The organism is Marinobacterium marisflavi (assembly GCF_982447095.1).
Genome location: NZ_OZ457898.1, coordinates 3081021 through 3091487 on the forward strand (window position 1 = coordinate 3081021; position 10467 = coordinate 3091487).

Here is a 10467-nt window from a genome sequence, read left to right on the forward strand (position 1 = left end):
GCTTAGGCTCTCCCTAAAACCAGCAGATGCCGCTCCTCATCCAGACCGGGTACATGGAGTTCATAGCTCTGCTGCAAAACATATTGGGGCGGTAACTCCGCCAGATCCGCATCAGGATACCGACCTTTCATCGCAAGAAAAACACCTTTCTCGGCCAGAAGTGCATGACTTAAATTGATCATATCGACGATAGAGGCGAAAGCTCGAGATATTACCTGGCCAAACTGACGATCTTGGACAGCCTCAACTCGACCATGAATGACCTCGAGGTTATTAAGACCTAACTCAATGCGCACCTGATTTTGGAATCGGGTCTTTTTCGAGTTGCTGTCCAGAGTAGTTATCGACTGTTCAGGGAAAAGTATCGCTAAAGGGATGCCGGGGAGGCCGCCGCCACTGCCTACATCAATCAGTTCATCCGAGTTAATGTGAGGGACCACTGCAAGGCTATCTAGCAAATGGCGAACCAACATCTGCTGCGGGTCGCGAATCGCAGTAAGGTTGTAGGCTTTGTTCCACTTCTGCATTAAACCCAAATAAGCCAGGAGCTGTTCTTGCTGTTCTGCGGTCGCATCAACACCTAGCTGAGTCAGTCCGCTACTGAGTAGTTTTGCTGATTCAGCCATTAACTAACCGCCTTGGCTTGTAACTGGCGCTTTTTCAGATGAATTAGCAGCAGAGAGATCGCAGCCGGTGTCATACCTTGGATACGGTTCGCATGAGCGATGCTGACCGGGCGTACAGCCTCGAGTTTGAACTTGAGCTCGTTCGAAAGTCCACCCACTTGAGAGTAATCAAAATCTTCAGGCAGAGCGGTGTTCTCATGCTTGCGCAGTTGCTCAATCTCATCGCGTTGACGGTCGATGTAACCAGCATACTTGATATGTATCTCAACCTGCTCCGCCACATCGGCAGCTACATCGGTCTCAGCGGGTTTAACTTCAGCCAGATCGGTGTACGTCATCTCTGGACGTTTCACCAAATCAGCTAAATTGTATTCACGTGTTAGTGGCGTAGTCAGTTTGGGCGCCAGCGCCTCTGCCTCAACAGAATTGGGCTGTACCCAGGTGGATTTCATCCGCGCCATCTCCAAATCGATGGCTTCGCGCTTGGCACTGAATGCAGCCCAGCGATCATCACCGACCACGCCGAGCCTGCGACCCGCCTCTGTGAGGCGCAGATCAGCATTATCTTCTCGCAGAATCAGTCGATACTCAGCGCGGCTAGTGAACATTCGATAAGGCTCAGAGGTACCGTGGGTAATCAGATCATCAACCAACACCCCGATATATGCTTCATCACGACGTGGGTACCACTGCTCCTGATCAAGCGCTCGTGCTGCAGCGTTCATTCCCGCCAATAGACCCTGAGCTGCCGCCTCTTCGTAACCGGTTGTACCGTTTATCTGTCCGGCAAAGTAAAGGCCATCAATCACACGCGTCTCGAGCGTATGCTTTAGGTCTTGCGGATTGAAGAAATCATACTCTATTGCATAGCCGGGGCGAGTAATATGCGCCTGCTCCATCCCCTTCATCGAGCGGACAATTTGCAACTGCACATCAAAGGGTAGACTGGTCGATATGCCGTTTGGATAGAGTTCATGTGTTGTCAGGCCTTCAGGTTCAATAAAAACCTGATGCTGGTCTTTGTCAGCAAATCGGTGGATCTTATCCTCGATTGATGGGCAGTAACGTGGACCAATTCCTTCGATAACACCCGAGTACATCGGAGAACGATCGAGATTAGCCCGAATTAAGTCATGTGTCTGGGTGTTTGTGTGCGTGATGTAGCAGCTAATCTGCTGTGGATGCTCACTTAAACTGCCCATAAACGACATCACTGGGGTTGGCGTATCACCCGGCTGCTCTTGCATCTTACTGAAATCGACACTTCGCGCATCAATACGTGGCGGAGTACCTGTTTTTAAGCGCTCAACTCGCAGCGGCATCTCGCGTAGGCGCTCAGCCAGGCGCATCGCTGGAGGGTCACCGGCACGACCGCCTGCATAGTTCTGCATACCGATATGAATCAATCCACCGAGGAATGTACCCGCAGTCAGTACAACCGATTGTCCACGAAAACGTATACCCGACTGTGTAACAACGCCCTTTACGGTTTCACCCTCAATGATTAGATCATCAACAGCCTGTTGGAAGATATCGAGATTCTCTTGGTTCTCAAGGATTTCGCGAACTGCCGCTTTGTAGAGCACACGATCGGCCTGAGCACGTGTTGCTCGAACGGCAGGGCCTTTACGTGCATTGAGGATTCGGAACTGAATACCGCCGCGGTCAGTTGCTCGAGCCATAGCACCATCCAGCGCGTCGATCTCCTTCACGAGATGGCTCTTACCTATCCCACCGATAGCAGGGTTGCAGGACATCTGACCGAGCGTTTCGATGTTATGAGTCAGTAGTAGAGTTTTAGCGCCCTTACGCGCTGAAGCTAAAGCAGCCTCTGTACCCGCATGGCCACCGCCTATTACTAACACATCATATTGATCAGGATATTCCACACAAACCTCATTCGGATCGACTGCTTAGATCCGCTAACTCAACTAGGGCTGAAAAGAGGGGCGATTATACCTAGAGTCTCAGACAGAGTGAATGGTTAAAAATTGATCAACTTGTTCAGTTTCGTCCTCGGTGGTCTTTGAATCTCCCCTTTGAGTATGAAAAGAAATATATAAAGAAGAAGAGATATATAGAGTGTTTTTTATTTTTTCTTTTATATAGCGAAGCTATTTCTGTGTATAACGCTTTTTTATTGAATAAAAACAATATTTTATTCGAATGATAAAGTCTGTGTTAGCCGTGGGTAGCCTCTGAAAGAGCTGTTGAACAGTTGTTGATAACCTAACTACTTACCCACAGGCGAAGTTATCCTCAAATTTTCCCTCAGGTTAATCTCAAGGAGTTATACACGTTTTCCACAATAGGATGTGAATAAGTATAGCGTTTTGGGTATTTTGTAGAGATCCTGTGTGTAAAAACATCTTACTTACCCACAGGTCACTGAATTTCCTGGTTTTCACCTGTGGAAAACTTTAATCTTAAGTAGTTGTGGGTAAGTTTTTAGCGGTAAACAGTCATTTTCCCGTTATTTGCCAATACAGAACGAACCGAAGATCTTACCTAGTAGATCGTCTGCGCTGATCTGGCCGGTAATTTCACCGAGAAGTTGCTGAGCTAGCCGTAGGTCCTCTGCGAGCAGTTCTCCTGCGCCATTCGATTCGAGCTGCCAGAGGCCGGTATTAAGCACCTCTGTGGCCTGCTCTATAGCATCGAGGTGGCGACGACGGGCCATAAACGCTCCCTCACTGCTCCCTTGATAACCCATCACAGCTTTTAGGTGCTGCTGTAATAGTTCAACACCGATATTCTCCCGCGCGCTGAGACGGATCTGTGTCAGCCCATCAATTTCTTCTAAGCTTGCTGCCTCGTTAACCAGATCAATCTTGTTACGAATCAGCGTAATGTGACGAAAATCATCGAGGTGTTGACTGAGTTCTGGAATCAACTCGTGTGGGTCGGTTGATTCAGAAGTTCTAGCGTCGACCATTACCAATATTCGGTCGGCCTTGCGAATCTCCTCCCAAGCTCGGTTGATCCCGATCTGCTCGACCTGGTCGGGTGCGTCTCGCAGACCCGCGGTGTCGATAATATGCAGCGGCATCCCATCGATATCGATCTGCTCTCGCAGAAGGTCGCGGGTGGTGCCTTCTATATCGGTAACGATTGCCGTCTCTCGGCCAGCTAGTGCGTTCAGAAGACTGGATTTACCAGCATTAGGACGCCCAGCGATCACTACAGTCATCCCTTCGCGTAAGAGGCTTCCCTGATGCGCTCGGCTCTGTACCTCAGCGACTTGCGCAATAATAGCCTTGAGGTCATTCAGCACTTTGCCATCACTGAGAAAATCGATCTCCTCATCGGGAAAGTCTATTGCTGCTTCGACATAGATCCGTAGGTTAGTGAGTAGCTCAACAAGCTGATTGATTTCGCTTGAAAATGCACCTTGGAGCGAGCGCAGTGCACAGCGAGCGGCCTGTTCGGATGAGCTCTCAATAAGATCAGCTATCGCCTCGGCTTGAGTTAGATCCATCTTATCGTTGAGGAAGGCGCGCTCTGAGAACTCTCCCGGTCGAGCCAGTCGCGCTCCGTGCGAAACCGCCTCTTTTATCAGCAGGTCTATAACGATCGGACCGCCGTGGCACTGGAGTTCAAATATATCTTCGCCAGTGAAGGAGTTGGGACCTGGAAAATAGAGTGCGATACCTTCGTCGATCTGCTCACCCTGTTGATTTAAAAAGGGTGTGTAGTGTGCATGTCGCGCTTTAGGTTCGAAGCCGATAAAGGCCTTTGCAAGATCCAGACTTTTAGGGCCTGAGAGGCGCACAATACCGACACCGCCGCGCCCACTGGCGGTTGCTTGTGCCACGATCGTGTCTCGTTTTGCGTCTAGCATCTCTGCTCCTTTTAGCTCTGAGACTAATACGAAAAAGGCCCCCTATGGGAGCCTTTTATTCTAAAACGACACACCTCTATTTGGAGTCGCCCGCTTCAATCTGTTTGTTGATGATGTACTGCTGTGCAATCGACAGTACATTGTTCACCACCCAGTACAGTACCAGACCCGCTGGGAACCAGAGGAAGAAGAAGGTGAAGATGATTGGAAGCATCTTCATGATCTTCGCCTGCATCGGATCTGGCGGTGTTGGGTTAAGCAGTTGCTGCACAAACATTGACGCACCCATCAGCAACGGCAGGATGAAGTAAGGGTCCATCTGTGAGAGGTCATGGATGTAGCCGTAGAAAGGCGCGTGGCGCAGCTCCACAGACTCTAGCAGTACCCAGTATAGAGAGATGAATATAGGCATCTGCGCAACAATCGGCAGACAGCCACCAAGCGGGTTGATCTTCTCTTTAGAGTAGAGCTTCATCATCTCTTGTGACATCTTCTGACGGTCATCGCCATAGAGCTCTTTCAGGCGTGCCATCTCTGGGCCGAACTTACGCATCTTCGCCATCGATTTGAACGCTTTGGCATTCAGATGGAAGAGCGCGAGTTTCACCAGCAGTGTTACGCCAATAATCGACAGACCCCAGTTACCTACAACGCTGTGGATCCACTTCAGCAGCATGTAAATTGGAGAGGCGATAAACCAAAGGATGCCATAGTCGATCGTCAGATCTAGATCGGTGGCAACCTGCTCCAGCTGGTCAGTGTCTTTAGGGCCCGCATATAGGGTAGCTGACAAAGTTGCCTGCTGGCCCGGTGCTACATTGACAGCCGGTGCAAGGTAACCAGCGATGTAAAGGCCGTTGAGTACACGTGTCTGATAGGTATAGGTCTGGCCTGGCTCTGGTACCCAAGCTGACAAGAAATAGTGCTGTGACATGGCAACCCAGCCGTCGGCGCTAGTGGCGCTGAAGCGTTTGTCATCCATATCATCGAAATCAACTTTCTGATAGCTGTTCTCAGTTGTTGAGAAGACAGCACCAAGGTAGGACTGCATACCCATGTCAGTCTGCTGTGATGGGTCTGCACTGCGGTCACGTTTAAGCTGACCGAAGAGCACAGTCTCAAAGCTCTCAGCGCTCTGGTTGTTTATCAGGTACTCAACCTTGATTGCATTGCTGCCACGTGTGAAGGTAAATCGCTTAGTGATTGCGACGCCATTCTGGTTCAGATTGAGGTCAACACTGAGTTGATCGGCATCACCCAATTCAAAGCTGCGTACGTCAGCGTTGTAGAGCGGGCGACCATCAGGATTGGCATCTGGACCGTTCTTGCCAACCAAACCGCTTTGAGCCACATAAGTGCGGGTAGCGTTCTGCTCTAGTAGTGTTAGTGGTTCGCTTTCACTCAACACAGCGAGGTGCTGTGGCAGTTTAGCTTCAATCACATCACCGCCACGTGGATCGATCAGCAGCTCCAGCGTGTCAGTTTTGACTGAGATCAGGCTTGAATCGATCGCTTCAGCCACTGGCGCAGCGCTGGCTGTTGCCGGTACATCAGCGGACGCATTTGAGGTTGCTGTTGGCAGATCACCTGCAGCAGGCTCGTAGGCTGATACGCTAGAGGTAGCCACAGTTGGCTCGGCGACAGGTGTGTTGTAATCCTGGTTCCACTGCAGCATCAGCATATAAGACATCAATGCTAGTGCGGCAATAAGTATGACTCGCTGTATATCCATGGCGTTCGGGTCGTTACTCTTTTGCAGTTGGTTTGGCTTTGTCAGCTTTTTTACTCAGCCTGTTCCACGACTTTGATATAAGACGATGAATCGCCTCATTATCGAGCTGATCCACCCCTTTGCGTGCCAAAATAACTAGGTCGCAAGCGGGAAGTTTCTGTCGGTTCAGTCTGAAAGACTCGCGAATGATACGCCTAACACGGTTTCGATTCACCGCTAGTCGCACATTTTTTTTTGAAATGACAAAGCCAATCCGGGGGTGGCTGGTCTCGCTGGGGCGGGCAAGTATCAGTAGATGTTGATCACTGACCTTGTAAGTAGCTTTGTCGAATACCCTTTTGAAGTCAGCTCCAGTTAAGAGACGTAGTTCGCGAGGGTATTCAAACTCAGCCATGAGGCATTCGTGTTGTCCGCTATGACTTATGCAGACAGACGAGCGCGGCCACGTGCACGACGACGGTTCAAGACCTGACGACCGTTCTTAGTAGCCATACGAGCACGGAAGCCGTGAGTACGTTTGCGCTTCAGTACGCTTGGTTGGAATGTTCTTTTCATTACCTTGTCCTGCTTTACTTCAGGTTAACTGGTTGGAACCGGCCGCTCGGCCAGTGCCCAAAATTCGAGACGCGACATTCTAGGGAAAAGGCTCGGTGGTTGCAAACCCTTTAACTGATAATTCAGTGAAAAAGCTGAAAAAAGCTGGATGTTGAGAATCACAGCAACAAAAAAGCCAGCCCAGAGGCTGGCCTTTGATCTCAGTAGAGAGGATTAGCGTGCTTTACGCTGCATGTAAGAGTCTAGAGGACCCTCAGACACACTCATCCACTGGTTCTGGTCTTTCTGGAACGCAACCATGCTGTCGTAGATGCGTTTGAAGTCAGCGTTTTCAGCTGAAAGCTCCTGGTAAGTCTGCTGTGCAGCGTCCCAAGCAGCGTCCATCACGTCTTTCGGGAAGATCTTCATCTTCGTGCCGCCAGCTAGGATAGTTTTCAGCGCTTCTGGGTTCTTCGCGTCGTAGAACGCAGTTGTCTTCACGTTTGCACGTTCAGCTGCTGCTTCAACGATGTTCTGGTACTCAACTGGCAGAGAGTCAAACTTCTCTTTGTTGATGTAAACAGAGAGGTTTGGAGCCGCTTCCCACCAACCTGGTGTGTAGTAGTACTCAGCAACCTTGTTGAAGCCCATCTTCATGTCATCGAATGGACCAACCCACTCAGCCGCGTCGATGGTGCCTTTCTCCAGAGATGGGAAGATATCGCCACCTGGGATTGACTGAGGCACAACACCGAGTTTCTCGATGATCTTACCGCCCATACCACCGATACGCATTTTCAGGCCATCGAGGTCCGCCAGAGATTTGATCTCTTTGTTGTACCAACCACCCATCTGTACACCAGTGTTACCCGCTGGGAACGGCACGATGTTAGAGCCAGCAAAGAGCTCTTTGATCATCTCACCGCCGCCACCGAAGTTGTACCATGCCTGGAACTGACGGTAGTTAAGACCGAATGGGATTGTAGTATCGAGAGCGAATGCTGGGTTCTTACCGTAGTAGTAGTAAGACGCTGTGTGACCTGCTTCGATCGTGCCGTCAGATACTGCGTCAAAGATCTGCATAGTGCCAACGATCTCACCCGCTGGGAACACGCGAATTTTGAACTTACCGTTGGTCATCTTCTCAACTTCTTCAGCGAAGAACACACCGCCCATGTAGAAGCCGATGCCTGGTGGTACAGCTGACTGTAGACGCCAGTTCAGTTCTGGGAGTTCAGCAGCAGATGCTGCAGTTGCTGTTGATATGGCTGCTGCGAGCAGGGCGCCTTTAAACAGATCTCTACGTTTCATGAGGAATCCTTTATCGTTATTGGTCTTTTATTGAACCGAGGGGAATCGCGACTCACGATGACCCTTGAACCACAATTTAACTTCATCAGTTATAAATACCACAGCAGGAGCTCATACTTTAGTTTAATGACTCTTGAAATACTGGTCCGACCAGTAGACAGCCGAGTTGTCTCGTTTTGCTAAAGTCGGCACACTGCAGTCAGTCCGAATTTGGCAATTCAAGATCGGTAGCATAATAAGCTTCATGGAATTTGATAAATGAACGCTCTCTTAAGATTCTCGGCAACCGTAGATGCTATTAATGGCTTCGTCGGGCGCAACGTAAAGTGGCTGATCCTAGCCGCTGTTCTGGTCAGTGCGGGTAATGCAACGACGCGTTATCTTTTTAACGTGGCATCAAACGCGATGTTGGAGCTGCAGTGGTACTTCTATGCGGCAGTGTTCACACTAGCGGCAGGCTATGTACTCAAAGTGAATGAGCACGTGCGCATCGATGTGATGAGTCAGCGTATGACCCCCCGGACTCGTAACTGGGTGGATTTTTGGGGCTTCCTGCTATTTGTACTCCCAGTGACCCTCTACATCACCCTGCAGTCGATCCCGAACTTGATCGAGACCTACCAGAACCAAGAGGTGAGTCAGAACGCCGGTGGCCTTATTCGTTGGCCGGTACGTCTTATGATTCCGGTGGGTTTTGGTCTGCTCTTTATTCAGGCCTGTTCTGAGTTAATTAAGCGCTGGGCGTTTCTGAAGGGCTTAATCGAAGATCCGCTCGCCAAAGGTGGCCATGCAACGGTTGATATGGATGATGCTAAGGAGAGCGTATAAATGGAGTTTCTGACAGATAACATCGCGCCGATCATGTTCGGCTCGTTGATCTTTTTCTTGCTCTCAGGCTTCCCTGTAGCATTTAGCCTTGCAGCCAACGGTATTCTGTTCGCGCTGATCGGTCATGAGCTGGGTCTCTTGGACTGGGTGCTGCTGCAGGCAATCCCCGAACGTATCTACGGCATTATGCAGAACGATACGCTGTTAGCGATCCCGTTTTTCACTTTCATGGGAATCATCCTGCAACGTTCAGGCATGGCGGAAGATCTTTTGGAGAGTGCAGGGCAGTTGTTCGGTCGTGTCCCAGGTGGTCTTGGCTACGCGGTAATTCTGGTTGGCGCACTGCTGGCTGCGACAACGGGTGTCGTTGCGGCATCAGTCATCTCTATGGGCTTGATCTCACTGCCTGTTATGATGCGTTACCGCTATCACTACCCCACAGCAGCAGGTCTGTTGACCGGGGCAGGCTCACTAGCGCAGATCATCCCGCCATCACTGGTACTTATTGTACTGGCTGATGTCCTGTCAGTTTCTGTGAAAGATGCTTATACCGGTGCACTCTTTCCCGCGCTAATGGTTGTAGGCTTCTTGCTTCTGTATATGTTTGTTCTATCCATCGTTAAGCCCGATATGGTGCCACCACTGCCGGAGGAGGCGCGTACGATGAAGGGCTCCGAGCTTTATATTTCTGTAGCGACTGCGATGTTGCCACCAATCGTGCTGATCTTCCTGGTACTTGGTACCATCTTTATCGGCTGGGCTACTCCAACCGAGGGCGGAGCGATGGGTGCCGTAGGTGCACTGCTGCTGGCGATTGCTCGTCGCCGTTTGACATTAGAAGTCGTGAAGGGTGCGTTGGATTCAACGACTAAACTCTCGACCTTCGTCATGTTCATTCTGGTGGGCTCGTCAATTTTTGCTCTCTCGTTCCGTGCAGTGAATGGTGATATCTGGATAGAACACCTGTTTAGTTTCATTCCTGGTGGTGAGCTTGGTTTCGTACTTTTTGTCAGCTTGCTGGTGTTTGTACTGGGGTTCTTCATCGACTTCTTCGAGATTGCCTTTATCCTAATGCCGTTGATCGGCCCTGTGGCTGTCAGCATGGATATCAATATGATCTGGTTCCTGGTGTTGGTCGGCTTGAACATGTCCATGTCGTTCCTGACGCCTCCTTTCGGCTTCGCACTCTTCTACCTGCGAAGTGTCGCGCCGAAGGAGGATTATAAGGATGAGATTACCGGTGGTTTGGTGAAGGGCATGCGCACTCAAGAGATCTACAAAGGCGCTATCCCATTCATTTTGATTATGCTGCTGTCGTTATCACTAGTAATCATCTTCCCAGAGATCGTGACTTACAACCTGGATGCGCCGTTGGATGTTGATCTAAACACGATCGATATTCAGCTCGACACGGGCGGTGACATGGGTAGCGACGACCCCTGGGGTAGTGAAGCAAACGACCCTTGGGCTAACTGATACCTAGCCCTGTGTATAAAAAGGCCGCGCAAGCGGCTTTTTTTGTGGATAACTCTGGGGTTAAATTGTTAGTAAATTATGCGTAACTCCAATTTAACCTATAATACATAGGCTTATAA

9 protein-coding genes are annotated in these 10467 nt (G+C 50.0%); 2 read left to right on the plus strand and 7 right to left on the minus strand.

Annotation, left to right across the window (positions count from 1 at the left end; all coding sequences use genetic code 11):
• Positions 1 to 2: 2 nt before the first annotated feature.
• The 7 genes from rsmG to AC1WNR_RS15195 form a co-directional block, all read right to left on the minus strand.
• Positions 3 to 626 carry a 16S rRNA (guanine(527)-N(7))-methyltransferase RsmG gene (gene rsmG, locus AC1WNR_RS15165; RefSeq protein WP_481645334.1) on the minus strand — a complete coding sequence of 208 codons (624 nt, stop codon included), beginning with the start codon at positions 624 to 626 and terminating at the stop codon, positions 3 to 5.
• A complete protein-coding gene (gene mnmG, locus AC1WNR_RS15170; protein ID WP_481645335.1) occupies positions 626 to 2515 on the minus strand; it encodes a tRNA uridine-5-carboxymethylaminomethyl(34) synthesis enzyme MnmG in 1890 nt (629 codons plus the stop codon). The genes rsmG and mnmG overlap by 1 nt, the downstream gene beginning before the upstream one ends.
• Positions 2516 to 3099: 584 nt before the next feature.
• A complete protein-coding gene (mnmE, locus tag AC1WNR_RS15175) occupies positions 3100 to 4467 on the minus strand; it encodes a tRNA uridine-5-carboxymethylaminomethyl(34) synthesis GTPase MnmE (protein ID WP_481645336.1) in 1368 nt (455 codons plus the stop codon).
• A 76-nt stretch (positions 4468 to 4543) separates the two neighbouring features.
• A complete protein-coding gene (yidC, locus tag AC1WNR_RS15180; RefSeq protein ID WP_481645337.1) occupies positions 4544 to 6199 on the minus strand; it encodes a membrane protein insertase YidC in 1656 nt (551 codons plus the stop codon).
• A gap of 13 nt (positions 6200 to 6212) precedes the next feature.
• On the minus strand, positions 6213 to 6593 hold the full coding sequence (gene rnpA, locus AC1WNR_RS15185) for a ribonuclease P protein component (protein WP_481645338.1): 381 nt from the start codon (positions 6591 to 6593) through the stop codon (positions 6213 to 6215).
• 26 nt (positions 6594 to 6619) lie between these two features.
• Entirely contained in the window at positions 6620 to 6754 is a 135-nt protein-coding gene (gene rpmH, locus AC1WNR_RS15190) for a 50S ribosomal protein L34 (protein ID WP_481645339.1), read from the minus strand.
• A 213-nt stretch (positions 6755 to 6967) separates the two neighbouring features.
• Positions 6968 to 8044: a TRAP transporter substrate-binding protein gene (locus AC1WNR_RS15195; protein ID WP_481645340.1), complete on the minus strand. Its 1077-nt coding sequence runs from the start codon at positions 8042 to 8044 to the stop codon at positions 6968 to 6970.
• A 258-nt stretch (positions 8045 to 8302) separates the two neighbouring features.
• On the opposite strand from AC1WNR_RS15195, the gene AC1WNR_RS15200 reads away from it, so the two are divergent.
• Both AC1WNR_RS15200 and AC1WNR_RS15205 read left to right on the plus strand, forming a co-directional pair.
• Complete coding sequence (locus AC1WNR_RS15200; RefSeq protein ID WP_481645341.1) at positions 8303 to 8872, plus strand: TRAP transporter small permease subunit; 570 nt, start codon at positions 8303 to 8305, stop codon at positions 8870 to 8872.
• Positions 8873 to 10348 (plus strand): TRAP transporter large permease, encoded by a 1476-nt coding sequence (locus AC1WNR_RS15205; RefSeq protein ID WP_481645342.1) that lies wholly within the window; start codon positions 8873 to 8875, stop codon positions 10346 to 10348.
• Positions 10349 to 10467: the final 119 nt, after the last annotated feature.